This window comes from Corynebacterium kroppenstedtii DSM 44385, from assembly GCF_000023145.1.
In the GTDB taxonomy this organism is placed as follows: Bacteria; Actinomycetota; Actinomycetes; order Mycobacteriales; family Mycobacteriaceae; genus Corynebacterium; species Corynebacterium kroppenstedtii.
In genome coordinates this window covers 1,795,154-1,821,516 of record NC_012704.1, presented here as the reverse complement: position 1 = coordinate 1,821,516, position 26,363 = coordinate 1,795,154, and the positions used below count along the sequence as shown (strand labels likewise).

Genomic DNA, 26,363 nt, shown 5'->3' with positions numbered 1-26,363 from the left:
TAAATGCGCCTACATAACAATGCTAGGGACTGGATTGCCTGCCCTTCGGTGTGCCCGTGCCCGCGTCGTTAATTAACGAGGCCCACCGTCGTCGGCTAACTAGCTTCATGCTCGCTATTCCCTGGGCCGATTCCGTGTTCAATACCGGCAATGATGAATTCCACTTTGCTGTCCAGAAAACCTGTTCCCGGCATGTCCTTCATGCCGAAGACATCGTCGTTGTCGTCGGCCGAGGTGGTGTACCGGTCAAGCGGAGTTTCTCCAGCGTCGTCGGTTGTTGTGAAGGATCGCATCTGAATAAATGTGGTGATGGTGATATCACCAATGAAGTCCACGGCGAATGATGCGCACGGGAATCCGCCGGGAATATTGAGTCGAACCAGCCGGTCAATGAGCCTTCTGAAGCCGGGCAGCACACCAATGATGGCCTCGGGTTTGGTCATGATCACCGTGGGCGCCTCGGGGTAGCGGGAAAACAGGTCCCATGATCGGGAGCTGAACAGCCTGAGCGCGTCCTGCCATGTCGTGGCCACGGCCGGGTCATTAATGTGCTCGGCAAGCTTTTGCATCGCCGCTGCTTGTAGCTCGTCCCGCGAGGAAAACATGCGGTACAGCGCCGGAGGTTTAATTCCGAGTTTGTCGGCAACACCCCGGAGACTGAAAGTAGCGACGCCTTCCTCGAGCGCGGCTTGTACAGCCTGTTCCTTATCGAAGACGGGTTTGCGACCGGGCCCGGGACTCAAATTAATGACCATCCTTGTGCTGCTTCGCGGGCACTCCATAGGTGTTGATACATGCCACTCGATGCAATGAGTTCATCGTGGGTGCCGACCTGCACAACGTTACCATCCTCATCGAGCACGACGATCTTGTCAGCATTGCGGATCGTGTTGAGCTTATGCGCAATAACCAGCACCGTTGAGCGATCTCGAAGGTCATTAATGGCCTGCTCGATGTGCGCCTCATTATCGGGATCCAACGCCGACGTCGCCTCATCGAACAGCACAATCGGCGCCCGTTTGAGCAGAGCGCGGGCGATGGAAACGCGTTGCCGCTCGCCACCAGAGAGCCGGTTTCCGCCTTCACCCACGGTGGAGTGCCACCCGCCGGGGAGCCGTTCTGCGATTTCACGGACGCCGGCGAGGGCTCCGGCGTGGTACACGTCGTCGTCGGTGGCGTCGTCGTTTCCGACTTTGATGTTGTCGTACAGGGTGGTGTCGTAGAGATACACATCCTGGAACACCATCGCAATCTGTTCCATCAGTTGCTCGGTGGGCTGGTCTTTGACATCGACGCCGCCGACGCTGACGCTGCCCGAGTCGACATCCCAGAAGCGGGCTATGAGGCGGAAGAGCGTGGTTTTTCCGCTTCCCGACGGGCCGACGATCGCCGTGAGCCCGTGTTGAGGTGCCGTGAAGGATACGTCATGAATGACGGGGTTGCCGCTTTGGTATCCGAACGTTGCTGACTTCATCGCCACTGTGCCCGGCTCGGGGAGGGACACACACTCGGCAGGCGTCGGTAATTCGGAAGCGGACATAATCTCGTCGACCTGCCCGATGGGTTGACGTGCAACCTCAATGGCCAGAGTATTGCCGACGATTTCCTCAAGGATCTTGGAGAACCGGAGCGACACACCGATGAACGCCACCGTCGCGATGGGGGTCAACGTGCCGCTTGTGCCCAACACCGCGGCCACGATAATGAGCGCCACGGTGATAGCTTGCGCGCCGATCCCTGAGATCACATTGCCGGCCAGGCTCACCCACAGGTCTTTAGCATGGCTGCGGTAGTTGTCCGACCGTGCGCGGTCGAGCGGCTCATACGACTGTGCCCGCCCGGAGGCACGAAGCGACGGCTGCGTGTGCGCGAATTCCACCACGCGGCTGGCGAAGTCGATTTCGGTCGGAATAGTCATCCGTTCCCCGGCCCGTTTCAGAGCGCGGGTCGCCGTCGTTAATAAAAGTATGACCGGAATGGCGATCAAGAAGACGAGCCCGAGCTGCCATGCCCAGAACCAGGCAAGAACGGTCATCACGATCATGGTGGTCAAGCCGCGGACGAGTGGCCCGAGGAAGTGTGCCGTGCCCTCGCCGATTTGCATGAGGGACTGAGTGAGGAGGATGGATAACCGCGACGATACCGTGCGGTCGAACCACCCCAGTGGTAGCCGAGCTACTTTATTGCCGACGTTGATTGTGCAATGGCGCAGCAGATCCATGGCCGCCATATACCCGGTTGTTTGTTGGGCGTAGGTCATGACGGCCCTGGCGATGGCGAGAACAATGAGCACCAGGATCCATTGTGGCCATGTGAGCCCCATGGAGGTGCCGCCGTCGTTATAGGCGGTGATGGCGGGGATCACCGCGAAGATACCCACACCTTCGATGATGCCGAGGACGACGGCGAACCACAGGCTGCGGATAAACCTTCTGTAGCCATCGGCGGTGAGGATGTGCCGGAAGTCCTTGATAAGAAGCAGGTTACGTGCCCACGCAAGGGTGGATTGAGATTCAGCGCTCATTGTGCGACTCCTTGTGTGAGGTGCTTCCAGAAGGGTTGCTCGGCCAGCTCATCGGCGGTGCCTTGGGCGACGATGCGGCCGTGCTCCATGACACAAATATGGTCAGCGCCGGCGACGGATTCGGCGTGGTGCCCGATCGCGAGGACCGTCCGGCTGCGTGCAAGTTGGGCGAGCGCGCGTTGGATGTCCGCCTCACAATCCGGGTCGGTGGCGGTGGTGGCTTCATCGAGGACCAGGACGGGGGCGTCGGCAAGGAGAGCGCGGGCGATGGCTAGCCGCTGCTTCTGGCCGCCGGAGAAATCCGTTTGCCCGCCGAGGGTGGTATCAAAACCGTGGGGGAGCGCTTCAATGTCGTCGAGAATGTTGGCCTGACGTGCGGCTTCGCGTATCGCTTCGTCGGACGCGTCAGGGCGAGGTAGGGAGATGATGTCGCGGATCGGGAGGTCCTGCAAGTAGGGGTTTTGCAGGACAAACGACACTGTGGAATAGAGCTCCCGTTCGGTCAGCTCTGTTAACGGTGTGCCGCCGATGGTGATCGTTCCGGAATCGGGATCACGGAAGCGGGCGAGCATTGTTGCGAGAGTGGATTTTCCGGACCCCGACGGCCCGACGAGGGCAGTCACCGTGTTGGGGCGAAGCCGGAGATTAATATCGCGCAGGGCGTCAACTTTGCCGTCGGCAGTGGAGTAGGCAAAGGACACGTCGGAGAAGACGATGTCCTGGTCACCGGCGCTTGCCGAAGCATTGTCGTCCTCGGGACCGTGTTCCTCAGGATAAGGAATCTGTTCCGTATCCAGGACCCCTTTGAGGCGGAGCGCTGCGTTGCCTGCCTGCTGATATGCCCACGCAGTCGATCCCAGAACCTCAATCGTCCGCGGGAGAATCAGCGCGATCAACGAGCAGGTAAGAACCTCGGGGACCGTAACCCATCCCGCGCTCGCCATCAGTAACCCAAACCCCACGTTGATCGCCATGAGTGTCGAGACCGAAATGAACGAAAGCGACAGGGCAGAGGCGCGGATCAGCGGCCCGCACCATTCCCAGTAGAAGGAGGCAAAGTCTCTGCATGCCTGAGTAAAGCGGGCATGCGTTTCTCCGGTTCGTCCGAAGTTCTTGACGACGTAGATTCCCTCGGTCAGTTCGACCGCTGCAGAGGAAATATCGCCCAGTTTGTCGTCCATTTCGGCGGTTTTGGTGCCCATCCCTCGCATGGTGAGTGCCTGCAGCGCGCCGTAAATGGGGAACGTGGCGATGGAGAGCAGGCCGAGTCTCCAGTCGACGATGAACGCGTACGCGAGGAGAACCAGTGGCCCGGCGACCGCCGCAGTCTGTTCCACGGGGGCGTGGGCAATGAGCGTATGCACTTGTTTGACGTCGTCGTTAATTGCTTTGCGCACTTTGCCGGTCGAGGTATCGCTGAACCACGACAACGGCGCCCGCGCCAGGGTTTTCACCATGTTGCTTTGGATCGTGTCGCGCAACCGCAAATCAGCGAAGTGCGAAATAGCCAGCGCAAGCGTGTACAAGAACGCCTGCGTTAGGAAGGCGTAGACAAGGATGATCGCGCTGCGTTTGATGTCGTCATGGCTACCGTCGTTAAGAAGAAGGTCACCGATGTGGGTGAGTGCGACATAGGGGGCGACGGCGACGATGCACGACGCGAAAGCCAGGATTCTGCACACCAGCAGCCGGCTCTGAACTGGCTTGATCAGCTGTTTGAGTGCGGCTTGGCTGGCTTTCCTTTTGTTCGAGTAACTCTCGGCGTCGACCGTTGGTGCCGATTGTGGCGACGGTGATGGTGTGGTTTTGTCAGCGGTAACTGAAGTCATTGTTTTCTCCTTGGTGACGGATTACCGCGCGAGGCCGGCTCGCTCGAAATGCTTACGGCTCATGCGGACACCGAACCATCCGCCGATGATGCCGAGGATGACAACAGTGATTCCCCACCCGACGAGCACCGGCACGGAGAACAGCGCCTGCATATCGTTGGCGTAGGAATCTCCCATTTGTTCGCTGATCTGCTCGTAGTAGCTGTCACTGTTAAAGACCATGGGCAGAAGGGGAACAATCATCCAGATCTGTGTGACGGCATAGGCGACGATGAAATTCGTGGGGCGAACACGGGTGGCACGGCCGCCTTCTGTGGCGATGAGATCGGCGATAAACCAGATGACGAGGCCGGCCGGGATGATCCATATGGTGTGCCCCGGAGCCATGCCTAGGCCGATGATGAACCCGGTGAGCGTCAACGCGCCTAACTTGGGTACACGGGACACCAGCAGAGCGATGATGACCCCGCCGCCGATGATCCCTACCGCCCACCCGACGAACATGAACGCTGGCCCAATAAAACCGACCATTCCGCAGATGTAGAAGAAGACGAAGTCAATGACGGCAAAGATAGCGATGTTGATGAGATCGCGTGTGGAGAGCGAAATCTTCATGAGCATCCTTCCAGGTGTAATTCATGATCTGCACAGAGGCTGATCAGTTCTGAGTCGTGGGTAATGACGATGACCACTCGCCCGTCGATCGCTAGCTGCCGGAGCAGCGAGGCAATTCCGCGTAGGTGGTGGGCGTCGATGCCTGAGGTGGGTTCGTCGAAAATGACAATTCTTTTGTCGGCGGCGATGGCTGTCGCGATTGCTAATCGCTGGGCCTGGCCGCCCGATAAGGACAGGGGGTGGCGGTCAGCGACGTCGGTGAGGCCTAGTTCCTCGAGCAGGTGATCCGTGTCGGTGTCGGCGGAGCAGCCGAGGGTGATTTCCCCGGTCACGGTGTCGCTGAATAATTGACGCCGAACGTCTTGCAGGACGAAGGCACAGTGTTGTCGCCGGCGACGACGGGACAGCGGACGGCCCTCGTATTCGAATGACCCCTGCGCCTTGTTGAGGCCACAGATGGCGCGGGCCAGCGTGGATTTTCCGACTCCGTTATGCCCGGTGATGGCGGTTATTTTTCCTGACGGGAAAGACAGCAACGGATACGACAACACCGGGTGATCTCGTGTGTAGGAAAACTGGAGATTCCGCAGAACTAAGCCATTTTCCGACGGAGGAGGCGGAGGAGGAACGTGGGCGTCGGTAAAAGATAGTGCCCGCAGCCCCCGTTTTGTGCGTTCCTCGTGATCGAGGGAGAACAACTCAGCGCCTGTCATGTGCTCGACGACGCGGCCATGGTCCATGCGGTAGACGTCGTCGACAAGATCGCGGAACAGGTGGAGGCGATGCTCGGCAATGACGAGCGTCTTCCCGGCGCGTTTGAGGCTGGTGATTATTTCGCGGAAATCTGCGATGGCCTCGGGTGAGAGGTTCGAGGTGGGTTCGTCGAAAAAGTACAGATCAACCCCGGCGACGAGGGCACATGCGCAGGCGACGCGTTGCAGTTCGCCGCCGGAGAGCGAGTCGATGCGCCGGCCGAGGAACTGTGTGATGTGGGTATGTCGGGCGGCTTCATCGATCTTTTCCTCAATCACCGCGGGTGATACGCCGTAGTTCTCGAGGCAAAATGCAAGCTCGGTGTTCACGTAAGAAGTGAAGAACTGTGTGCGGGGGTTCTGGAAAATAGATGACGAATAGCGCCCGATGTCATGGAGCTGAGTTGTGGCGACGTCGCACCCAGCGAAGACTTCGCCATCGAGGTCCCCGCCATAGAAGTGCGGAACCAAGCCATTCATCGTTCGGAGGAGAGTGGACTTCCCGCAACCGGATGCGCCGATGATGAGCGTCACTGACCCCGGCGCAAAGTTCAGAGTGATATCCGATAGACCATAGGCGGGAGAAAGGTCAGAGGGGTACCGATAGCTGATGTTGCTCAGCGTGATTGGGGCTTCTGCGGAGGTCGTCATGCGATCAGCCCCCATCCGTTAGCGATTTCGTAACCTCGGAAAGCCATCACTACGCCCAGCGCTATGAGTATGCAGAGGTCAGCGGAGGAAAACCGGAGGTGGCTAATCGTCGTTCGCGGGCCTGATCCGAGTCCTTTGATGATGGACGCTGCAGAGAGTTCGTCGGCTAGACGGGCACCTGCCGCAAGCAAGGGGATGATGACGTATTCGACGGTGCGAAGAGGGCCTATCGTGTTGAGCTTTCGCAGTGCTAAGGCCTGACGGATTGCCTGGATTTCGGCGACGGCCATGGGGAAGAACCGGACGATGACCATGATGGGGACGAATAACGCACGTGGCGCGTGCATTCGGGTGAGGACTGCGCCGATCTCGTCTATCCGGATGGCATACACGGCAGCAACCGTTGCACCGACGATTCCCGCGAATCGGAACATCCAGTACGCGATGAAGGTGAGGAACACCGACACTGGTGAGTGCCATAGGTGGGGAAGGACGTAGAAACAACCAGCCCAGCCGACGACGAAAAGTGCCCAACCCACAGAGAAGGGGAGTGGAGTAGTGACAGCGAGAAATGCTCCGATGATGATGAGGGTCAGGGCGATGAGCGGTAACGACGAGCTACCCATCACAACGAGGTTGCAGACAATCACGAAGAGCGCGAGGGTTCGTGGATCCGCATGTATGCCTCTGCGTGATTGCGTCCACATGTGTTAGCCCTAACTACATTATGAAAAATTAAAGCAATTAATAAATATAGGGCAGGTGGGCTGGGGTGTCAATAAGGTTTTATTTGATGTTTCTCACCCGACGAGCCGACGTAACCGCCGGGTGTGATGCACAGTGACGGTGGGCTTAATTCGCGTGCTCAGAGCGGTTCCAGAACTCAGAAACCTCGTAACCGAAGCTGTATAGAGCCGCCCGCACAAGGGGGAGCGAGAGGCCGATGACGGACGACGGATCCCCTTCGATGCGGTCGATGAACCACCCGCCCATAGCCTCAAGCGTGAACGCCCCAGCGCAGTTCAAGGGCTCCCCGGAATTCGCGTACGCGCGGATATCGGCGTCGGAAGCCTGCGCATAATGCACTGTTGTGGATACGGCGCGGAGGAAGGTGTCCTCATCTGTTGCCGTGGTGTCAAGGTTGATAATGCAGTGCCCGGTAATGAGTCGCGCGGTTTTCCCGCGCTGGTTAGTCCAGCGACGAATTGTTTCCTCGACAGTGTGGGGTTTGCCTTGGAGTTCACCATCGAGGTAGAGCATCGAATCCGCACCAATAACCACCCGTGGCGTGGGGTTTTCGCCTCCGGGGTGGACCGATGTGAGGTGCCGCGACGCAATGGCCGTGGCTTTCGCGTGGGCGAGGGCGCAGACTTGGTCCTCGGGGGATTTGTCGCGCACAGTGCGCAAAATGGCGTCCTCGTCGACCTCAGGCGGTTCGATGGCTGGCTCGACGCCAGCAGAGCGGAGGACGGATAACCGCGAGGGGGAGGAGGACGCCAGAATAATCATGGTCTCATTAAAACACGAGGAACCATGAGATCAGCGGGCTTAGTAGAACCTCAGGTTGGGGAAGTTCCCGGCATTCGACGTGTGCGTGTTCGTGAACTTCTCGTCGAAGCGTCCCCAATTGTTCGGTGTCTCGGGTTCGCCATCGTCGCCCGCGTTAGCTGACATCCCCGCAAACAAAGCCGTCAGGGCTGCCACTTGTGGCGCGGTGGGATTTCCCTTGATCACTTTAAGGAACACGGGCTTCTTCTCGGTCGATGTTCCGTCGCCGGATGCGCCCGTGTCGCCAGCGCCGGGTGTGGTGTCGTCCGCGTGTGAGCCGTCAGACATGTAAACTCCATTTCTCGCTGTTACTCCCGTCGAGGCCGTCGTCGTTAATAGTCGTCGTTAATAACGGTTACTAACGACGGAGGGGCGGGGAAAGATGGTCGCCCCTCGGCCACATTGGTTACAGCGGAATGTTTCCGTGCTTCTTTGCTGGGACGTTCTCCACCTTGCGGTCCAGCAGGCGCAAGCCTTCGATGATCTGGCCGCGAGTTTCGCTAGGCGGAATAACGGCGTCGACGAACCCTCGCTCGGCTGCAACATAGGGGTTGACCAGGGTGTCTTCGTACTCCTGCTCATAGGACTTCTGCAGAGCAGCAACGTCCTTGCCTTCTTTAGCCGCTTTCTTCAGTTCCTTGCGGTAGACGAAGCCGACGGCACCGGCAGCACCCATCACTGCAATCTGGGCGGTAGGCCATGCCAGCGAAATATCCGCGCCCATGTCCTTGGACCCCATGACGCAGTACGCTCCGCCGTAGCCCTTACGCGTGATCACCGTAATCTTCGGGACGGTGGCCTCAGCGTAGGCGTACAGCAACTTAGCACCACGACGGATAATGCCGTCGAACTCTTGGTTCGTGCCAGGCAGGAATCCCGGAACGTCGACAAGCTCAATGATCGGAATGTTGAACGCATCGCAAGTACGAACAAATCGCGCAGCCTTCTCAGAGGCCTTAATGTCCAAACATCCTGCGTATTGCATGGGCTGGTTGGCGACGAAACCGACGGCGCGGCCCTCGACCCGGCCAAAACCGATGATGACGTTTTCGGCGTAGCCTTCCTGGATCTCCAGGAACTCCTCGTCGTCGGAGATGTGGGTGATGACATCTTTCATGTCATACGGCTGGTTGGGGGAGTCCGGGATGATCGTGTCCAGTTCACGGTCCGCGTCGGTGATGTTGTCCTCGATGGAGCCTTCGAATGGATCAGCGGGGACACGAGGCGTTTCGGCCCGGTTATTTTGTGGCAGATAGCTGATGAGCTCTTGCACGAAGTCCAGGGCGTCTTCGTCATTTTCCGCGGTGTAGTGGGATGTACCCGAGGAACTCATGTGGGTTGAAGCACCACCGAGTTCCTCCTGGGTGATTTCCTCACCGGTCACGGTCTTGATGACGTCCGGGCCGGTGATGAACATCTTGGAGGTCTTATCCACCATGATGATGAAGTCTGTCAGCGCTGGCGAGTACACGTGGCCACCTGCGCACGCACCCATAATCAGGGAGATCTGCGGGATAACGCCCGATGCGCGGGTGTTGCGGAAGAAGATCTTGGAGTACAGGCCGAGGGACACAACGCCCTCTTGAATACGGGCACCAGCACCTTCATTGATGCCGATCAGCGGCACCCCGGTCTTAATGGCCAAGTCCATGATCTTGACGATTTTTTCGCCGTACACTTCGCCGAGCGCACCACCGAAAATGGCGACGTCTTGCGAGAACACGCAGACCTTGCGGCCATCGATCGTTCCGTAGCCCGTGACAACACCGTCGGTGAGAGGGCGTTTTGCGTCGAGCCCGAAGTTCGTGGACCGGTGTCGGGCCAGGGAATCAACTTCGACGAAGGAACCGTCGTCAAGAAGATATTCGATGCGCTCGCGGGCGGAAAGCTTGCCCCGGTCGTGAATCTTATCGACGGACGATTGGCCCATAGGCATCTGAGTCTCTGCGAGACGCGACCGTAGATCGGCCAGCTTGCCGGCGGTGGTGTGGATGTCTTGTGCGGTTGTATCCGCGGTGAGTGTGGCGGCTGTCATGTGGTTAAGTCTAGGCCCAAATACCAACAGGAACAGACTGAAACGTCTGCAATTCCCCCGGATGAGCCCCCCATAAAGAGGGAAAGCGACGGAAAGAGGTGTGTGGAGCTGGTGTGTGCTCTCGACGGCGGCTGGGCGACCTCACTGCGTCATCAATACTTATGGTTCTCAATCCTTATGGTGAAGAATAAGAAACATGACTCACGACGATAAGCGCAGGGATTACGACGACACAGGCGACGAGCGACGGGACTCGCAGAACGCGGGCGGCGATCCGTCCGCGAAGGGTGCGCAGGTTCCGCCGGGTAAGTGGTCCGACGGCGGCGATCCGTCCGCGAAGGGCGCTCAGGTGCCACCGGGTAAGTGGTCCGGTGAGGGTGACGCATCCGCGAAAGGTGCCCAGGTCCCGCCGGGGAAGTGGTCCGAGGGCTCGCAAGGGGGCTCCGGCGAGCAAGGAAACCGCACCGACACAACGTCGCCAAATGATAATGAAAGTGAAAATGCGGGGGTGAGGCCACCGTTAGATCACGAGCGCGTGGTGAAGGCTCTGCGTGAGCAGGGGTGGAACGATGTCGCGATCGTTGAGTCAACGGGATCGACCAACACGGATCTTCATGCGGCGGCCAGCACGCTGCCGGATCTTTCCGTTCTGATTGCTGAAGAACAGGTGTCAGGGCGCGGCCGTTTGGGCCGAGCCTGGAGCGCGCCACGGCACAGCCAGGTGACGCTGAGTGTGCTGCTCCGCCCGGAAGTACCGCCGACAAAACTCGGATTGCTCCCGCTTCTGACTGGGGTGGCGGTGGCCGATACGGTTCGCTCGTATGGCATTGATGCGCGCGTGAAGTGGCCGAACGACATTTTGGTGCGTGGTGACAAGATGTGCGGAATCCTCGCCGAAGCGGTCAGCATGTCTGATAACCCCACCGTCGTCGTCGGGTTCGGGCTCAATATTGATCTCACGAAGGCGGAACTGCCCATTGATAACGCGACATCGTTTGCCCTGGAAGGCAAGCATGTCGATCGGACAGAGGTCACCATCGCCGTCCTGGGCTCGCTGCTCGAGAGGCAGCGGCAATGGCGGAATGCGGGCGGATCGGCATCGTCGTTTATCGACGATTACAAGTCGGTGTCGGCAACTTTGAACGAGTCGGTTAGCGCCGGTTTGCCCAATGGTGGCAAGCTAACCGGAACGGCGGTGGATATTAGCGACGCGGGTGAATTGCTCATTCGCGATGCTAGGGGACAAATTCACACCGTGGCTGCCGGTGATATCACGCACCTGCGCTATTCATGACGAACGCTCCTTATGAGGCTGTGTCCCGTCGCCCACTATGATGTTGCAGGAGATAACGCTGGGATACTGACGTTAAACATGTGACAATTGGTAAAACTGGTAGTTTTGTCGACGATCCCGTCACGAGCCGCATACACCAAAGACCAATGCACGTCGCGAAGGGACTCACGCTGAGAAGGGAGGTGCCTCACTGTGGCCATGCGAAGCCACGCGTACCGACCGACGGATGACCTCGACGAACGCGATGGCCGCAGAGGTTACGGAGGCTCCGACCTGTGGGGCCAGGACGACGGTGGCGAGACTCTCGATGACGATTCGTTGGAATCACTCCCACCCTTTAACGGCGGCTTCCCCGAATACCGCATTGCGGACGATGAAAGAGTTCTTGTTGACGTCCATTCCAAACGGGGCACACTCGTCTTCCCGGTCCTAGAGACAATCCTCATCAGCGGAATCATGTGGGGAATCATCGGCATGATCGATGGCGCCGCCGGCCCCTTCGTCGATGGTGGCTTCGGCGGACTGCGCCAATTCCTCCTCATAGCGTGGGTCGTCGCCATGGCCTGGTTCTTCGCCCGCCCGGTCATGAAGTGGTGGCGCAATCGCCTCGTCGTCACGAACTATCGCGTCGTCGCTAGGTTCGCTAAAGACGATATTGTCGATATCCCATTAGACCAGGTCACCGGGCTGCACCGTCGTCGATCAACCCTTATTTTCGACGTCTACCGCATGCCCCCCTTGATGGTCCCGAATGTTGCAAAAGTACGCAGAGTAAAACGCGTGACCACCAGACGCCTGCGCCACCGCTGGTAGCGGCCCCTATACTTAGCCGGGTGAGTGCTAGATCGGAAGATACCGTAGACAAGGCAGATCAAGATAAGGCAGATCGGGTCGCGTCGGACTCGCATATCGAAGGCCAGCCCACCATCGCTGTCGTCGGCGACGGACAATTGGCTCGCATGATGCAGCCTGCCGCGGCGGAATTGGGGCAGTCCTTGCGATTGCTTGCCTCAGATACCTCGGCGTCCGCCGCCCAGATCATTCCCGACGTGGTCATTGGTGATTACACGAATCTCGACGACTTGCATCGCGTGGCATCGGGGGCGACCGCTGTCACTTTCGATCATGAGCACGTGCCCCCGGAGCATTTGCGAACATTGCAAGCCGAAGGGGTGAATGTGGAGCCGGGCCCCGACGCGCTGCTTTACGCCCAGGACAAGCTGGCCCAGCGTAAGAAGCTTCGCGAGATGGGGCTCCCCGTGCCACCCTTCATGGCGATGGAGTCGGTCGACGACGCGCGCCAGTTCTGGCACGTGATGGACGGGGAAGTATGCATCAAAGCGTGTCGTGGCGGGTACGACGGCCATGGCGTTTGGTTCCCCGAATCCGAAGATGAATGTGCGGACCTCGTCGCTACCCTCATTGACGACGGCACCCCCGCGATGGCCGAGCGCAAAGTCCACCTGGTCCGCGAACTCTCCGCGATGATTGCGCGCACGCCATCGGGCGAGACCGTGCTGTGGCCCGTCGTCGAATCGGTGCAAAAAGACGGAATTTGCTGGTTGGCTATTGCTCCGGCGCCGGAACTGGAGCCCTCTCTTCGCGACGAAGCCCAGCGGATTGCCACACGCATTGCGACGGAACTCGGCGTGAGCGGCGTGATGGCCGTCGAGCTTTTCGAGACAACGGATGTGGACGGCGATCCGGCCGTCGTGGTTAACGAGTTGGCGATGCGGCCGCACAACACCGGCCACTGGACGCAAGATGGATGTGTGACCAGCCAGTTTGAGCAGCACGTGCGGGCAGTGGCGGATATGCCCCTCGGTAGCACCGAGATGACCGCTGACTGCACGGTGATGGCCAATGTGCTGGGTGGGGATGAAGATCCCGATATGGCCTGGTCAGAGCGCATGGTTCATGTGTGGGAGCGATTCCCGGAGGCAAAAATCCATTTCTATGGCAAGGGGTTCCGGCCTGGGCGGAAGATAGGGCATGTGAACATCTCGGCGTCGTTGATTGCGGATTCAGCGGCAGGTTCAGCTGGCACCTCCGACGAACAGTCGAACGCTGTGTCTCCCGATGATGTGCGGAAGAAGGCCCGGGAAGCTGCGTATTTCTTGGTTCACGGGCGCTGGCCGGAGACTGCCGACTAGGTTCGGCGCAACTAGGCAATAAAAGTTCCGGGCAAGAGAGGACAATTGACATGAGTGACAACAGTGGACACACAGATTCGGCCAGCGCGGGACAGGCCAGCGCTGATTCGCAGCCCAGCGGCCCCAAGGTAGGCCTCATCATGGGTTCGGATTCAGACTGGCCAACAATGAAGCCGGCCGCCGATATTCTTCAGGAGTTCGGGGTCCCCTTCGAGGTCGGTGTGGTTTCAGCTCACCGAACCCCTCAGCGCATGCTTGATTACGCACGTCAGGCCCACAAGCGTGGCATCTCGTGCATCATCGCCGGAGCTGGCGGGGCAGCCCACTTGCCGGGCATGGTGGCGGCAGCGACGCCGCTCCCCGTCATCGGCGTTCCCCGTCCGCTGGACAATTTGGAAGGCATTGATTCCCTCTTCTCCATCGTCCAGATGCCCAGCGGCGTTCCCGTCGCCACGGTTAGCGTCGGTGGCGCTAAAAATGCGGGCCTCCTGGCCGTGCGGATTCTGTCGGCAGGGGATCCGTCGTTAATCACGAAAATGGTGAAGTACCAGGAAGATATGGAGACCAGTGTCCTGAAGAAGGACCTTGCGCTCCGCCAGAAGCTCATATCTGGCGCGGAGTGAGCTGCCAGTGAGGAAAACTGCGCGCACTCCTGCAGCCGCGATTGCCCTGACCGGAGCTGGGGTGATCGGTTGGTCACTCTCTTTTCTTATCGACGCGGGAACGTGGCGTTTACTTCCCGCGGGGCTCGCCGTGACCGGCGCGGTGGGGGCGTGGACAGCGCGGAAGATGGGCCGAGCCCTTCGCACGCCCGACGGCCGAGGGCCTATCCACCTGGCCGCGGTGACGGCGACGGCGTGGTGGACGTCCACCGTTATTCCGGCCGTATGGATTGCGCTGACGCCGAGTGGTGTGCAGCCATTCGTCAGGGTTGTCGCCGGCGGGTACTCGCTGGTGTTCGTCGCGCTGGGTGGCGGCTTCGTGTGTTTTGTGCGCGCCGTGCGGCGTCATCGCTCAACGCCTTGGTCGCATCGTTCGCGCCAGTATGACAGCCAGCATGACAGTCCTGGCCAGCATCATGCAGGCGTTCCGGAGGGGATCATCGTCTGCGGCGCCGGGCTGATCCAAGGTCGGGTGTCCCGCGTCTTGGCGTATCGCGTCGACAAGGGAATAGAAGTCTGGCGTGACACAGAGCACACACATCCGTCGGAAAGCGGCCCCGACGAGAGGCTCGAACACGAACCAGTTTTGGTTCTCTGCGGCGGTCGGGGAAACGACGAGCCGCGTCCCGAGGCGGAGGCGATGGCGGAGTACGCGCGCGAACAAGGTATGCAGCCGCAGCACATTGTGGTTGAAGACACCTCGACGACGACGGAGGAAAACCTCCGGCATGCTCACGCGATTATGACGGAGCGGTTGGGGAGGGAACCGCAATCGCTCGTGGTGGTGAGCACGGATTTCCACTGCATACGCATTGACATGATCGTGGAGCGGTTGCGTCGCGCCGGGCTTTTCCGGAAATGTGATGTTGAGGTTGTGGGGGCGAGGAATCCGCGTAGCGTGCAGAACCATAGCTTGTTGAGGGAATATGCCGCGGTAGGAATGCACTACGCGAAAAATTTGTTCCGTTAATAGTGTGGGACGTTCGCAGTGTGGGCGTCCGCAGTGCTGGTGCGTTTGCAACGAAAACCTTACTACAGGCGCGTGGATGGTGATTAATGTCCTGAATGCGCCTACAATCGACAACTGACCTTCATCAGAATCATTACTGAACCAATCCGACTCATGAGGTGAACATTTATGTCTAAGCTTCTGCGTTTCATTGGCCGCGCGGCCATCGCCCCTGTTTTTATCGTCGGCGGAAAGAACGCCTTGGACAACTCCGAGCAGCTGTCCGGCGTTGTTGAGCAGGCCGCTGACAAGCTGGGAATTAAGGAACTCCCGGTTTCCTCCAACCTTCTTGTTCAAGCAAACGGTGTATCGATGATGGGCCTGGGAACCGCCTTGGGCCTCGGCATTTTCCCGCGCCTTGCAGCACTTGGCTTGGTGGGCTCCCTCGTGCCGACGACTTACGCCGGCCACCGCTTCTGGGAGGAAAGTGAACCAGAGAAGAAGAACACTCAGGCCCTGAGCTTCGCGCTGAACACCGCTATCGTCGGTGGTTTGCTGAACATCGCTGCTGCTCCGCGCACGAAGCACAAGGAAGTTTCCAAGAAGGAATCTCGCCGCGCCCGCAAGGCAGAGAAGAAGGCTGCACGTGCAGAGCGTAAGGCCAAGATTGAATCAGCCAAGAGCAGTGGCTTGCAGAAAGTTGGCCGCACCGGTGGGAAGCTGGCTTTCCTGACCAAGTGCCACTCGAAGTGCCACTCCAAGTAAATTCTGCTTGGTAATTTTTAGATGAAGCGGGTGCCGACGAGGCATCCGCTTTTGTCATGCAGTGATGATGGTGCCGGTGTCTGTGCCTGGGCTGGAAGGTGCGCCAGATAGTGCCCTTATTGCGCGTTATTGTGGGTAACCGCTGATAGCGGCTTTTTCGGTCGCCGCAATATCGCGGTATCGGCCGTCATTCCGGTTGGTTTCATCGGAATAAATGACGAGAGACCCATTATTCATCCAGGTCCCGACGGCGACGATTAAGAAGTCACGGATGCTTGGCCACGCGCCCAGAAGCGCACGGTGTGGCTGAGGTGGGTTATCGCTATCGTCCGCCACCGCATCATTGTCGTGAATCTGCGCCTCGTACCACCGCTGACCAGCCTCATAGAGCTCGTCGACTGTCAGAGGTCCGTTGTGGTCGCGGAGAACGATGTGGTCGGGATCGTCCGCTGCCGAGTCGTCGCCCATAAAAGCGTCGGGGCATAGTCGGGCCTCGCCAAAGAGATCCACCGGCTCCTCGACGTTGAGTTCGTCCAGGTCAACCCCAGTGTCTTCGACCGAGCGTCCAAAGGGGTCGTCGGTGCAGAGATAAACCGGGGCGTCAGAATATGCCGTTACGTTGTCGGTATAGCGCAAGAATGGGTTGCCGGTTCGTGTGTCGGCGTCCGCTGAAGGTTCTACGCTATCTCCCTCCGCGCCCGAGGACGCAAGCAGAGATTCAACAAACGCAACAAGGCCAACGGTCTCCGCGTCGGCAGCGGTCTCGTCGTCGATAAGTGTGATGCCAGCTCGAACTGCTCCAAGGATGACCGCGGCAGTCTGCCACCGGGCTGGCATAGCCACGGCCACAGAGTCGCCGGGCTCCATCATGGCTTCGTCGAGGAAATAATTCCCGAGCTTGGACGCCCAATTATCCAGGGTGATGGTGCTGAACTCCATGCGGGACGATTTCCGCGGGTCGGGGGAATCCACGTAGACAGTCAGGCGTGGCGCACTGGGGTCGTGCTTCAGCGCAGCTCTCAGCAGGTCCATCGGTGCTCCATTTCTAAGGTTGCGTCGTTATTGGGTTGCGTGCCGTTTGCGGGGCGAGGGATCGGTTGTCCTAGCCCCGCCGGCACACACCCGTTAATTCACGCACTTGGGGCTGTCACCAGCATCAAACTTCGGTGACTCGCCAGGCTGAGTATTGGTCTCACCCTTCTCACCAGGTCCGGCATCGCCAGCGCTCCCAGCCCCAGCGTTCGCATCCGCGTTGTTGCTGTCGCCGGACTCTTCTCCATCAAGGTATTTCTGCAGAGAATCCTCGGTCTTGCCCGGCCCGTTGTAGTCATTAGTCAGGTACACGTTGATCTCGTTATCCGAGAGCGACGAGTCCTGCTCCACCTTCAGATGCAACTTCTGAGCCAGGAACTTCGCGGGGTGCGAATCCGGATCAGCAGCCTTTACGACGCTGGTCTGCGAGCTGCCCTCCGTGTCATTCGCGGTGGTCCCTTCCGCGTAGCTCTCACTTGTCGCGATCTTCGAGACCCGGCTGGCCAGGCCCGTGACGGACGAACCATTCGTCACCGTCACCGTGTATTGCGACGCCATGAAGTCCCGTTCGATCGGTTCTTCAGTTGAGCTCTCGGACGGCGATTCGCTCGAATCCTTGTGCTTATCCTCGCTCTTCTTCGGCGGCTCCTCGCCGACGGTCTTCGCGACGAACGCCTTCACCTGGTCGGGATCGACGGTAACGATGGATTCGCCATTGTCGCCCGTTCCATCCAGGCTGGTCGTCGGAATGGTTTGGAATGACACATGCCCGCCGGCAACATCCTGCATCTGCGTCGCAAAGCTCATGACATCCCAGTCGTTGTCCAACACAACCGACCGCTCAACAGCCTCGGAGAGTTTCGAGATTTTCGACGTGCTCGTCAGCGTGCCCGTCGACAGAATCTTGTGGGCCAACGACGCCATGAACGCCTGCTGCCGCGCGATGCGGTCAAGGTCGCCACGGGGAAGGCCGTGACGCTGGCGGACGAACGACAGAGCATCCGCGCCATCAAGCGTTTGTACGCCCTTCTTGAAGTGCGCCCCGGAGAAGTCGTCGTCAACGTCGTTGTTCAGACAGACCTCCACACCACCGACAGCATTGGTGAGCAGCACAAACCCCAGAAGCCCGATCTCGGCGTAGTGATCGACCGTAATCCCCGTGAGGTTCGCCACGGCGTCGATCAGTGCGGAACGCCCAGCTTCTGTGGACTCCTTATCTATGTCGTCCTTATCCTTCCCCTCTTCCTGGAGCTCCTTTTCCTTCTCAAACTTGGTTGATCCGAACACCGCGTTGATCTTCGTGTTCCCCAAGTCTTTCGTATGAATGTAGGAATCGCGGGGAATGGAAATGGCCGTTGCCGACGAACCATCATTGGGCACGCGGATGAGGACGATCGTGTCGGTATTGAGGGTTGCGACGTCATCCCCGGCGCGGAGCATTTTCGCCTCTTCCTCCGTGAGGGGGGTGCCCTTGGCATCGGTGCGTGAATCCGCGCCGACGAGGAGGATATCGGTGGCGCCGTCCTTCGCTTTGCCCTTTTCGCCCAGCTTGAGGTTCCCGGCGGAGGCCATCTCATTGCCCAACCCGCCGATTGCTTTATAGCCGACGGCGGGCAGTATGACGCAGACCAACGCCATGACCACTAAGAGCGACTTGACCGCCCGCGAGCCGACCTGTTTGTGGCTGGGGCGTGCGTTCGGCGGTGCCTGAATGACGCGGGCTCCGGCGGCGCGATTCGCCGGGCGGTTTCTCTCGCGCGATGGGCGGGAGGATTCTGCGTAGGTGTTCCTGCGTCGGTACGCGTCGGTGGACCGGTGGCGGTGATTGCCGCGCTCGCGAGGGGTGCGGTCGCGCAGGTTCTCGTGACCAGAGTGGTCATCAGGGGTGTGACGTGAGGCGGAATAGCGGGTAGATCCGTTGTAGCCGCGACGCCCGGCGCCAGACTGTTCGCTGGTGGCGTCGTTGGCCCCGGCTCCGGATGCCGACTCGTGGCGATAGGAACCCCGCCGTGATGCGTCGCCGCTGCGTTCGTGCGACGAGCGTCCATGTGAGTCGTCACCGCGCCAGTAGTGCCTCTTCGGGCCCTGGCCTCGAGAATCGTCAGTCCTACCCATACAAAAAATTTCCTTTGGTCGATAGCTATGCCTACACATTAAGGCGGCATGACCGTGAAGCTTTTCGAGAATATACAGCTTACGCTGTAGTTTATGCGAGACGCGATAACCGTTTGGCATGTCGAACGTCATGACCGTTATGACGGAGCACACAGGGGAGTACATATGGGTAGCGAACGACGGTGGTGCGACCCGGCCCCGTGTACACAGGCACAAGGAGAGTAAAGACCGTGAGTATCCTCATCGCCGGAGGGCGAGGCCAACTAGGAACCGCGTTAGCAATGACTGCTCCGGCACCGGTACGGAGCGGGCGTATCTCATGTTTGGGGCGGGCGGAATTGGACATCACTGACCAGGACGTTATTCATGACGTTCTGGATTCGGAACAGCCCGACTTGATCATTAACGCCGCCGCCTACACCGCCGTGGATCGCGCCGAAGACCCTGCTCATCAGGACGCCGCACGTGCTGTCAACACGGATGGTGCCGCGTATTTAGCGCAGGCGGCCGCCCAGGCAGAAATACCTTTTATCCACATCTCGACGGATTATGTCTACGGCCAGAGGGACGCCGTCGAGTCGGACGGGGGTGGCGAGCCAGCCAATCCGACAGACGCGTCGGAGCCCTTCGTCGGCGGGCACGCACCGCTGCGCGTCGACACTCCCACTCATGCGCAGTCGGTCTACGGTCGTACCAAGTTAGCCGGCGATCGCGCTGTTCAGGCAGCTTTTGAGAATACCGACGTGCCTTGCGTCATTGTCCGAACCGCGTGGGTTTATTCCGGATTGGCCTTGCCCGACCACCACGATTTTGTCTCCACCATGATGCGCCTGGAGCAGCAGTCCCGTGGCGACGATAGTCCCCACGTCCGCGTCGTTAATGATCAGTGGGGAAGCCCCACCAATGTGTTTGATCTTGCTCGCGGCCTGTGGGAGCTCTCGGGCGCGTCGTCCGCGACGATCAATTTCCCCGCGATCCTTGCCCCGGGGAGCGTCGTACATTGCACGGGTACGGGTGCGTGCACGTGGTGGGACGTGGCGCGTCAAGTATTCGCAGAGGTCGGAGCAGACCCAGATCGTGTTATCCCGATTTCCAGTGAGGATTACCCGACGGCGGCGGCGCGCCCTCACTGGTCTGTTCTCGACAATTCGTCGTGGCTCGCGCTGGGTCTGACACCGCTGCCGGCCTGGGAGGATGGTGTACATCGCGCTGTCACCGGTGTGTGCTGATTCACCGCGGGATCGAGTACAGTATGGAACCTGTGAGCGATAAACAGGCAGAGTCACCAGCAGAACACCAGCTCAAGGGGGATCGGGCTCCGCTAGCCATCGTGACCGTGACCTATTCGCCAGGGGATCACCTCCGTCGTTTCCTCGATTCTCTTGCCGACGCGACCAGCCGGGAGTTCGTCGTCGTGATGGCTGATAATGGGTCGACCGACGGCGCTCCGGAAGCGGCTGTGGCGCCCAATGTGGAGCTACTCCGCACGGGCGGAAATGTGGGGTACGGAACCGCGGTGAACATTGCGGCTCGTCTGTTGACCCGACGGCGGGGCCACGACAACGCGGTGGACAGCGAATTCTTTGTGATTGCTAACCCCGATGTGGAGTTCTCGCCGGGCTCGATTGACCGCATGATTGAGGCTGCGCATCGCCACCCACGGGCCGGAGCAGTGGGGCCGAAAATTGTGGAGCCCGACGGCAGTGTGTATCCGTCCGCGCGAGAAGTACCGGAAGTTATTAGTGGTATCGGGCACGCGCTACTGGGCCCGATCTGGAAGGATAACCCCTGGTCAAAGAAGTACCGACGTGGCGCTGACCTTGACCGCGAACGCGAAGCAGGATGGGTGTCTGGTTCCTGCTTGCTCGTGCGGTGGGATGCGTTTGAATCCATCGGCGGATTCGACGAGCGGTACCTCATGTATATGGAAGATGTGGACCTGGGCGATCGCATGACCCACGCCGGGTGGCAAAACATCTTCACCCCAGAGGCGACGGTGACTCACGCGCAGGGCCATTCCGCGAATAAGCACAAATCAACGATGCTTCCAGCCCATCATGACAGCGCCTATCGGTTCCAGGCGGATCGGCATCCTGGACTTCGGTGGTTGCCATTGCGTGTCGCGCTGTGGTGCGGATTGAAAGCGCGAACGGGGATTTCTGTCGCCTTGGCTGGGCTGGATAGTCATACCAAAGGGCATCAGAGTTAAAGCTTTATAAATGAGGGGGGACTCGACGGAAGTGCGGGGCACGTCGTCGCCCCTAGGCGCGGGAGCACAGTTTTGTCCTAGGAGAGTGGTAGTTTAATCGCGAATCGTTGTACGCACGCGCGTCGGCCACTTTTCGCGCGTCCATTGATAGCGGTGACACAGGCCGTTGACCCGGCTTGGAGTCACGCACGTCTAGAAAGGCATGAAAAAATGGTCGTTGATTTCAGGGGTGCCCAAGGATGGGCACAGGATTCTGCAGATCAACAGCAGCTAGAAGTCGGTGCGCATCTCGCGGAGAACACGGATGCCGTCATTCTGGTGGGGGGTAAAGGAACGCGCCTGCGTCCTCTGACGAATTCTGTACCAAAGCCAATGATGCCGACGGCGGGGGTGCCTTTCCTCCAGCATCTGCTGGGCCGGATTAAAGCAGCCGGAATGACCCACGTCGTGCTGGGAACGTCGTTCAAAGCGGAAGTGTTCCAGGAGCACTTTGGTGACGGCTCGGACCTAGGCCTCGAGATCGAGTATGTCGTGGAGGAAGAGGCCCTGGGTACGGGCGGCGGTATCCGTAACGTGCTGCCATCGCTCCGCCACGATAACGCCCTCGTTTTTAATGGCGACGTGTTGGGCGGCACGGACCTTCGCGCGGTGTTAGGGACCCACGCGACGAAGGATGCGGACGTCACCATGCACCTGGTGCGCGTTCCCGATCCGCGTGCTTTTGGTTGCGTTCCGACGAATGAGGATGGCCGGGTGACGGCGTTCTTAGAGAAGACGATGGATCCGCCGACGGACCAGATCAACGCCGGCTGCTACGTCTTTAAGCGCGAGATTATTGGCCGTATCCCAGAGAACCGTGTGGTGTCTGTTGAACGGGAGGTGTTCCCGAAACTCCTTGACGACGGTCTACGCGTGTATGGCCACGTTGACCAGGCCTACTGGCGTGATATGGGTACGCCCGCTGATTTCGTCCGTGGTAGCTCGGACCTGGTGCGGGGCATTGCGTATTCGCCGATTTTGGTGGGGAAGACCGGGGAAGCCCTGGTGGACTCGTCGGCGCAGATCGGCGGAGGTGCGCTCTTGCTCGGCGGCACCTACGTGGGCCGTGGCTGTGAAGTCGGCGGCGGCTCCCGCTTAGATACGACGGTCCTTTTCGACGGTGTCGAAGTGGAGGCGGGCGCAACCTTGGAGCGCTGCATCGTTGCCGCCGGGGCCCGGATTGGCGCCCGTGCTGTTCTTCGCGACGCGGTGATCGGCGAGGGGGCCGTGGTCGGTGCGCGGTGTGAACTGATCGATGGTGTCCGCGTGTGGCCCGGGGTGAATATCCCCGATAGCGGAATTAGGTTTTCTACCGACGTTTAGCCTCCGCGGGAAGGATCTATCCCACCCATTGATGAAAAATTGGTAAGGAAACGTATATTAATCATGCGAGGTCGGTAGACCACAACATCTAGTGGTCTGCAGGTTAAGTATGAGGGTATGTCGTGTTTTCTCCGAAAAAGGGTCAGCGTCCCTATGTAACCTGTGTGACAGATGTGACTAAAGGGGTTTATGTGGCGTGTTTACGCAGGTGACTGGGCTTGACGTATTCGAATTACACGTGTGTAATCGTCCTGTAGAAAGACTTTCCGCCGACACGGAAAATGTGCTTGGTTTGTCCTTCCGAGAGTGGTAATGCCTGGTTTTTCCAGGCGAATCTGACTCTCTATCAGGGCGAATGGCGCATATCGGGCGGAAAGTGCGCGATAAGCGTGCCGGCCTGCACAACATAAGACCCCACAAGATGCAGTGCTAGCTTGTCGGCCCGTTGACCGCATGAATGACCCTTGATGTGGATACCGCGACGCGTGCCAGTAGCCATCCACCCCGGCGCGACCACGTCGTTTGACCAAAAAGGAGAGGCATGGCTGATTCATCCGCGCACTTCCCTCGCGCTACCCTCCATGCGCTCATGGGAGAGGAAGTTACACAGCCGGACCAGCCTGGCGACGTCTCCTACTCGTCCGACCTTGCCGAGGACTTTGATATCCTTTTCGATTCTGTGGAGCAAGAGTGGCAAGAACAAGCTCTCTGCGCAGAAACAGACCCTGAGGCTTTCTTTCCTGAAAAGGGTGGTTCAACCCGCGAGGCAAAGCGTATTTGTAAAGCCTGCGCGGTTCGTGACGAGTGCCTTGAATATGCCCTCGAGCACGACGAACGCTTCGGTATTTGGGGTGGGTTATCCGAACGTGAGCGTCGTCGTCTGAAGAGGCAGATCGGCTAAAGCAGCCGGCTCATTCCAGATCTGGATCGATCATGCGTGGCTCGACGTTCAAATACGTGGCCACCAGCTTCCCGATAATGTAGTGGAGCAATTCCGAGCGCTCGGTCATATTTTGTGTGCGCATTTCAATGGGGCGTCGGAAAACAACAATCCGGGGGCGCGTCGGACGGCCATCATCGTCGACACCGGCAGGTATCAGCCGGCCCAGAGGGACTGCACCGTCGGCCACAACTTCGTCGGGCCACACCGTCGTCAATTGGCGGGAGCGCATGCGTGGCACAGTGTCTAGCGCGATGTCCAGGTGTTCTAACTCTTCGGACCATTGCTCGTGGATCGGGGCGTAGGCGTCTAAAACGGCTTGGTCGAATTCTGCCGGGCGGCTGGTCCACCGCGGAACTTCGGGGGGCAAGATCGGCCCACGTATGCCACGACCGTGGCGCTCAGCTCGGCGGGAATAATCCATGCCACCAACCCTAATGGGCTCCGCCGGCAGGATGAATCATCCACGCCGTCGGCGTTGAGGACATGGGCAGCTAGACTAATGCGACGTGAACGAAAAGCGCGTGAATAAGAAGCGACTGTGCTGCCGCCCCGGTTGCGGCCGATCCGCAGCTGCGACCTTGGTGTATTCGCACGCGGAGGAAACAGTCATCGTCGGCCCCCTCTCCTCAGACGACAATCCTCACAGTTGGGATTTGTGTGCGCGCCATTCCGCGCAGTTCCGCCCGCCCGAGGGGTGGACAGTTATTCGCGACGAGCCCGACGTTGATGATGTTGACGATATGACAGCGCTCTTAGATAGCGTCAATGATCCTCAGGGTGGCGACCACCGTGTCGACGCCGGTTCTGTTGCTGGTCCTGGTGCTCGGTTTGGTGCCGGTTCTGGCGCTCGTCATGCTGACGCAACCCAGGGCGCAGTTGCTGATATTCAAGACACTATCTCGCGCTTAAACGGACACCGCGGTGAGGCCACACGCCATCACAACGAGAAGCGAGCATTCTCGACTGAACCGTCGAGCATGAGACAGTCAGCCGACCGTCACAGTGCCGACAGCCACGCAGCCGACGCCTATAACAACGACCCCGGTACCGACTCCGACGATGACGCCGAGTGGGAGATCGAATCCCCTCTCCTTCAAGCAGCGAAGGAGCGTGAGCGGCGTCGTCGCCTGTGGCGTGGCCGCGGGGAAGAACCCACCGTGGAGTCTTCCTATGGGAGATCCGTCATCACGACGGGGCAAACGGGCCGTCACCGCAGGCCGGACAACCACCACGCGTCGCACGTCGCACCCCATAACCGGGCTGAATCCCACCGCGCCGGGACCGAGCAGGAACCGTCGACAAGGACAATGCGGTGGGGAGCGTCGAACCACTCCGAACCACACGAGCCCGCCCAGGGGTGGTCGCGGACACAGGACTCGTCGGAGGTCCGGCACCCGTCGCTGCATAACATTCCGGGGCGTAAGCGCGGCCATCTCCACGCCGTTCCAGACCCGGATCCGGATGGCGATAGGTGACATCGATAAGTCAAGCCCGTGTAAGATAACTGCGAACATTATTCAGACGAAAGGATTCCCGTGCCTGCGCGCGATCGCTCATTTGTTGACTCCGTTATCAAGGCTTACGACGTCCGGGGGGTCGTCGGGGAGCACATCGATGAAGCTTTTGTGAAAGAGGTCGGCGCCGCGTTTGCTCGTCTGCTCCGGTCGGAGGGGGAATCCACAGTCGCCGTCGGGCACGATATGCGGGAAAGCTCACCATCGCTGTCCGACGCTTTCGCCGAGGGAGTCATGGACCAGGGGCTCGACGTCGTCAAAGTCCATCTGTGCTCCACCGACGAGCTGTACTACGCCTCGGGGAGCATGAAGTGCGCGGGGGCGATGTTCACGGCCTCCCACAACCCGTCCCAGTACAACGGCATCAAGATGTGTCGCGCGGGAGCTCGGCCGGTGGGGGAGCAAACCGGCTTGGCTGAGATCAAGGATGACCTCGTGCGCGGTGTGCCGGCGTATGACGGCGACCGGGGTGAATCGACGGACAAAGATGTGTTGCCCGGCTATGCGAAGTTCCTCAATAGCCTCGTCGACCTGACTTCCTCGCGTCCCCTCGTTGTCGCGGTGGATGCCGGCAACGGAATGGGTGGGTACACCGTCCCCGCCGTTCTGGGTGGCCTTCCTCTGGATATTCGCCCTCTGTATTTCGAGCTCGACGGAACATTCCCGAACCACGTGGCCAACCCTCTGGAGCCGAAGAACCTTGTGGACCTCCAGAAATTCGTGGTTGACCAGAAGGCCGACATCGGACTGGCCTTCGATGGCGACGCGGATCGGTGCTTCGTCGTCGACGAAAAAGGCAACCCTGTCACGCCGTCCGCGATTTGCGCGCTCATCGCCGAGCGCTACCTGAGCCAGAAGCCGGGCGCGACCATCATCCACAACTTGATCACCTCCCACACTGTCCCCGAAATGATCACGGAGAACGGTGGGAAACCAGTGCGCACCCGCGTCGGCCATTCCTTCATCAAGGCGACGATGGCAGAGACCGGCGCCATTTTCGGTGGCGAGCACTCCGCTCACTATTACTTCACCGAATTCTTCAACGCCGACTCCGGAATGTTGGCGGCCCTTCACGTGCTCGCCGCGCTGGGCTCGCAGGACAAGCCCCTGTCGGAATTGATGGACCACTACTCGCGGTACGAAGCCTCCGGTGAGATCAACTCGCGTTTGGATTCCGCTGAGGCTCAGCAAGAGCGCGTCGAGGCCGTGCGTGCAGCGTACGCCGACCGCGCCGAGAGCATGGATGAACTCGACGGCCTCACTGTTGAGCTCGGGGATGGCGAGTGGTTCAACGTGCGTGCCTCGAACACGGAACCGCTCCTCAGGTTGAACGCAGAGGCCAAGACCCGTGAGGCCGTCGATGCCCTCACCTCGGATGTTTTAGCGGTTATTCGCGCCTAGAATAGGCCGT

Annotated in this window: 24 protein-coding genes; 12 read left to right on the top strand and 12 right to left on the bottom strand. The window is 59.6% G+C overall.

Going from position 1 to position 26,363, the window contains the following annotated elements; all coding sequences use genetic code 11:
- Window positions 1–95: 95 nt before the first annotated feature.
- From CKROP_RS07605 to CKROP_RS07565, 9 genes are all read right to left on the bottom strand, one after another.
- Window positions 96–743, bottom strand: coding sequence for a TetR/AcrR family transcriptional regulator (locus CKROP_RS07605; RefSeq protein WP_012732153.1), 648 nt, complete (start codon window positions 741–743; stop codon window positions 96–98).
- Window positions 740–2,524 carry an ABC transporter ATP-binding protein gene (locus tag CKROP_RS07600; RefSeq protein WP_012732152.1) on the bottom strand — a complete coding sequence of 595 codons (1,785 nt, stop codon included), beginning with the start codon at window positions 2,522–2,524 and terminating at the stop codon, window positions 740–742. Before CKROP_RS07600 ends, CKROP_RS07605 begins: the two co-directional genes overlap by 4 nt.
- A complete protein-coding gene (locus CKROP_RS07595; protein WP_012732151.1) occupies window positions 2,521–4,353 on the bottom strand; it encodes an ABC transporter ATP-binding protein in 1,833 nt (610 codons plus the stop codon). The genes CKROP_RS07600 and CKROP_RS07595 overlap by 4 nt, the downstream gene beginning before the upstream one ends.
- Window positions 4,354–4,374: 21 nt before the next feature.
- Window positions 4,375–4,968, bottom strand: coding sequence for an MptD family putative ECF transporter S component (locus CKROP_RS07590; protein WP_012732150.1), 594 nt, complete (start codon window positions 4,966–4,968; stop codon window positions 4,375–4,377).
- Window positions 4,965–6,371 carry an ABC transporter ATP-binding protein gene (locus CKROP_RS07585; protein ID WP_012732149.1) on the bottom strand — a complete coding sequence of 469 codons (1,407 nt, stop codon included), beginning with the start codon at window positions 6,369–6,371 and terminating at the stop codon, window positions 4,965–4,967. The genes CKROP_RS07590 and CKROP_RS07585 overlap by 4 nt, the downstream gene beginning before the upstream one ends.
- Window positions 6,368–7,078 (bottom strand): energy-coupling factor transporter transmembrane component T, encoded by a 711-nt coding sequence (locus tag CKROP_RS07580; RefSeq protein ID WP_012732148.1) that lies wholly within the window; start codon window positions 7,076–7,078, stop codon window positions 6,368–6,370. The genes CKROP_RS07585 and CKROP_RS07580 overlap by 4 nt, the downstream gene beginning before the upstream one ends.
- A 145-nt stretch (window positions 7,079–7,223) precedes the next feature.
- Window positions 7,224–7,880: a Maf family protein gene (locus CKROP_RS07575; protein WP_012732147.1), complete on the bottom strand. Its 657-nt coding sequence runs from the start codon at window positions 7,878–7,880 to the stop codon at window positions 7,224–7,226.
- Between the two features lie 39 nt (window positions 7,881–7,919).
- Window positions 7,920–8,207 carry an acyl-CoA carboxylase subunit epsilon gene (locus CKROP_RS07570; protein WP_012732146.1) on the bottom strand — a complete coding sequence of 96 codons (288 nt, stop codon included), beginning with the start codon at window positions 8,205–8,207 and terminating at the stop codon, window positions 7,920–7,922.
- 118 nt (window positions 8,208–8,325) lie between these two features.
- Entirely contained in the window at window positions 8,326–9,954 is a 1,629-nt protein-coding gene (locus CKROP_RS07565; protein WP_012732145.1) for an acyl-CoA carboxylase subunit beta, read from the bottom strand.
- Window positions 9,955–10,150: 196 nt separating this feature from the next.
- Here CKROP_RS07565 and CKROP_RS07560 point away from each other — a divergent pair, with 196 nt between their 5' ends.
- The 6 genes from CKROP_RS07560 (at window position 10,151) to CKROP_RS07535 (ending at window position 15,777) form a co-directional block, all read left to right on the top strand.
- The gene (locus CKROP_RS07560) at window positions 10,151–11,248 is read left to right on the top strand and encodes a biotin--[acetyl-CoA-carboxylase] ligase (RefSeq protein ID WP_012732144.1); all 1,098 of its coding nucleotides are present in this window, start codon (window positions 10,151–10,153) and stop codon (window positions 11,246–11,248) included.
- 198 nt (window positions 11,249–11,446) lie between these two features.
- Window positions 11,447–12,061, top strand: coding sequence for a YdbT family protein (locus CKROP_RS07555; RefSeq protein ID WP_148209667.1), 615 nt, complete (start codon window positions 11,447–11,449; stop codon window positions 12,059–12,061).
- Window positions 12,062–12,156: 95 nt separating this feature from the next.
- The gene (locus CKROP_RS07550) at window positions 12,157–13,401 is read left to right on the top strand and encodes a 5-(carboxyamino)imidazole ribonucleotide synthase (protein WP_041629504.1); all 1,245 of its coding nucleotides are present in this window, start codon (window positions 12,157–12,159) and stop codon (window positions 13,399–13,401) included.
- Window positions 13,402–13,451: 50 nt separating this feature from the next.
- Window positions 13,452–14,024, top strand: coding sequence for a 5-(carboxyamino)imidazole ribonucleotide mutase (purE, locus tag CKROP_RS07545; RefSeq protein WP_012732141.1), 573 nt, complete (start codon window positions 13,452–13,454; stop codon window positions 14,022–14,024).
- Between the two features lie 7 nt (window positions 14,025–14,031).
- The gene (locus CKROP_RS10775; RefSeq protein WP_012732140.1) at window positions 14,032–15,033 is read left to right on the top strand and encodes an ElyC/SanA/YdcF family protein; all 1,002 of its coding nucleotides are present in this window, start codon (window positions 14,032–14,034) and stop codon (window positions 15,031–15,033) included.
- 168 nt (window positions 15,034–15,201) lie between these two features.
- Window positions 15,202–15,777 carry a DoxX family protein gene (locus tag CKROP_RS07535; protein WP_012732139.1) on the top strand — a complete coding sequence of 192 codons (576 nt, stop codon included), beginning with the start codon at window positions 15,202–15,204 and terminating at the stop codon, window positions 15,775–15,777.
- Window positions 15,778–15,903: 126 nt separating this feature from the next.
- On the opposite strand, the gene CKROP_RS10770 is transcribed toward CKROP_RS07535, so the two are convergent.
- Both CKROP_RS10770 and CKROP_RS07525 read right to left on the bottom strand, forming a co-directional pair.
- A complete protein-coding gene (locus tag CKROP_RS10770; RefSeq protein ID WP_012732138.1) occupies window positions 15,904–16,809 on the bottom strand; it encodes a TIGR03089 family protein in 906 nt (301 codons plus the stop codon).
- A gap of 93 nt (window positions 16,810–16,902) precedes the next feature.
- Entirely contained in the window at window positions 16,903–18,924 is a 2,022-nt protein-coding gene (locus CKROP_RS07525) for an LCP family protein (protein ID WP_012732137.1), read from the bottom strand.
- A gap of 230 nt (window positions 18,925–19,154) precedes the next feature.
- Here CKROP_RS07525 and rfbD point away from each other — a divergent pair, with 230 nt between their 5' ends.
- The 4 genes from rfbD (at window position 19,155) to CKROP_RS07505 (ending at window position 23,396) form a co-directional block, all read left to right on the top strand.
- The gene (rfbD, locus tag CKROP_RS07520) at window positions 19,155–20,153 is read left to right on the top strand and encodes a dTDP-4-dehydrorhamnose reductase (protein WP_041628880.1); all 999 of its coding nucleotides are present in this window, start codon (window positions 19,155–19,157) and stop codon (window positions 20,151–20,153) included.
- 23 nt (window positions 20,154–20,176) lie between these two features.
- On the top strand, window positions 20,177–21,133 hold the full coding sequence (locus CKROP_RS07515; RefSeq protein ID WP_012732135.1) for a glycosyltransferase family 2 protein: 957 nt from the start codon (window positions 20,177–20,179) through the stop codon (window positions 21,131–21,133).
- A 210-nt stretch (window positions 21,134–21,343) separates the two neighbouring features.
- On the top strand, window positions 21,344–22,495 hold the full coding sequence (gene manB / locus CKROP_RS07510; RefSeq protein ID WP_012732134.1) for a mannose-1-phosphate guanylyltransferase: 1,152 nt from the start codon (window positions 21,344–21,346) through the stop codon (window positions 22,493–22,495).
- 589 nt (window positions 22,496–23,084) lie between these two features.
- Window positions 23,085–23,396, top strand: coding sequence for a WhiB family transcriptional regulator (locus CKROP_RS07505; protein WP_052292494.1), 312 nt, complete (start codon window positions 23,085–23,087; stop codon window positions 23,394–23,396).
- 10 nt (window positions 23,397–23,406) lie between these two features.
- On the opposite strand, the gene CKROP_RS07500 is transcribed toward CKROP_RS07505, so the two are convergent.
- Entirely contained in the window at window positions 23,407–23,859 is a 453-nt protein-coding gene (locus tag CKROP_RS07500) for a metallopeptidase family protein (protein WP_012732132.1), read from the bottom strand.
- A gap of 85 nt (window positions 23,860–23,944) precedes the next feature.
- On the opposite strand from CKROP_RS07500, the gene CKROP_RS10765 reads away from it, so the two are divergent.
- Window positions 23,945–24,913, top strand: a complete 969-nt coding sequence (locus CKROP_RS10765) for a DUF3499 family protein (protein WP_081429436.1) — start codon at window positions 23,945–23,947, stop codon at window positions 24,911–24,913.
- Between the two features lie 60 nt (window positions 24,914–24,973).
- Window positions 24,974–26,353, top strand: a complete 1,380-nt coding sequence (locus CKROP_RS07490; protein WP_012732130.1) for a phosphomannomutase/phosphoglucomutase — start codon at window positions 24,974–24,976, stop codon at window positions 26,351–26,353.
- The last annotated feature ends 10 nt before the right edge of the window (window positions 26,354–26,363 follow it).

What these genes read in the sequence shown, in the direction of transcription:
- CKROP_RS07600 (WP_012732152.1), bottom strand. Translation starts at nt 2,524, where the DNA reads ATGAGCGCTGAATCTCAATCCACCCTTGCGTGGGCACGTAACCTGCTT.
- CKROP_RS07560 (WP_012732144.1), top strand. Translation starts at nt 10,151, where the DNA reads ATGACTCACGACGATAAGCGCAGGGATTACGACGACACAGGCGACGAG.
- CKROP_RS07580 (WP_012732148.1), bottom strand. Translation starts at nt 7,078, where the DNA reads ATGTGGACGCAATCACGCAGAGGCATACATGCGGATCCACGAACCCTC.
- CKROP_RS07585 (WP_012732149.1), bottom strand. Translation starts at nt 6,371, where the DNA reads ATGACGACCTCCGCAGAAGCCCCAATCACGCTGAGCAACATCAGCTAT.
- CKROP_RS07500 (WP_012732132.1), bottom strand. Translation starts at nt 23,859, where the DNA reads ATGGATTATTCCCGCCGAGCTGAGCGCCACGGTCGTGGCATACGTGGG.
- manB (WP_012732134.1), top strand. Translation starts at nt 21,344, where the DNA reads ATGGTCGTTGATTTCAGGGGTGCCCAAGGATGGGCACAGGATTCTGCA.
- CKROP_RS07555 (WP_148209667.1), top strand. Translation starts at nt 11,447, where the DNA reads ATGCGAAGCCACGCGTACCGACCGACGGATGACCTCGACGAACGCGAT.
- CKROP_RS07535 (WP_012732139.1), top strand. Translation starts at nt 15,202, where the DNA reads ATGTCTAAGCTTCTGCGTTTCATTGGCCGCGCGGCCATCGCCCCTGTT.
- CKROP_RS07590 (WP_012732150.1), bottom strand. Translation starts at nt 4,968, where the DNA reads ATGAAGATTTCGCTCTCCACACGCGATCTCATCAACATCGCTATCTTT.
- CKROP_RS07595 (WP_012732151.1), bottom strand. Translation starts at nt 4,353, where the DNA reads ATGACTTCAGTTACCGCTGACAAAACCACACCATCACCGTCGCCACAA.
- CKROP_RS07505 (WP_052292494.1), top strand. Translation starts at nt 23,085, where the DNA reads ATGGGAGAGGAAGTTACACAGCCGGACCAGCCTGGCGACGTCTCCTAC.
- CKROP_RS07515 (WP_012732135.1), top strand. Translation starts at nt 20,177, where the DNA reads ATGGAACCTGTGAGCGATAAACAGGCAGAGTCACCAGCAGAACACCAG.
- CKROP_RS07525 (WP_012732137.1), bottom strand. Translation starts at nt 18,924, where the DNA reads ATGGGTAGGACTGACGATTCTCGAGGCCAGGGCCCGAAGAGGCACTAC.
- CKROP_RS07565 (WP_012732145.1), bottom strand. Translation starts at nt 9,954, where the DNA reads ATGACAGCCGCCACACTCACCGCGGATACAACCGCACAAGACATCCAC.
- purE (WP_012732141.1), top strand. Translation starts at nt 13,452, where the DNA reads ATGAGTGACAACAGTGGACACACAGATTCGGCCAGCGCGGGACAGGCC.
- CKROP_RS07570 (WP_012732146.1), bottom strand. Translation starts at nt 8,207, where the DNA reads ATGTCTGACGGCTCACACGCGGACGACACCACACCCGGCGCTGGCGAC.
- CKROP_RS07575 (WP_012732147.1), bottom strand. Translation starts at nt 7,880, where the DNA reads ATGATTATTCTGGCGTCCTCCTCCCCCTCGCGGTTATCCGTCCTCCGC.
- CKROP_RS10770 (WP_012732138.1), bottom strand. Translation starts at nt 16,809, where the DNA reads ATGGACCTGCTGAGAGCTGCGCTGAAGCACGACCCCAGTGCGCCACGC.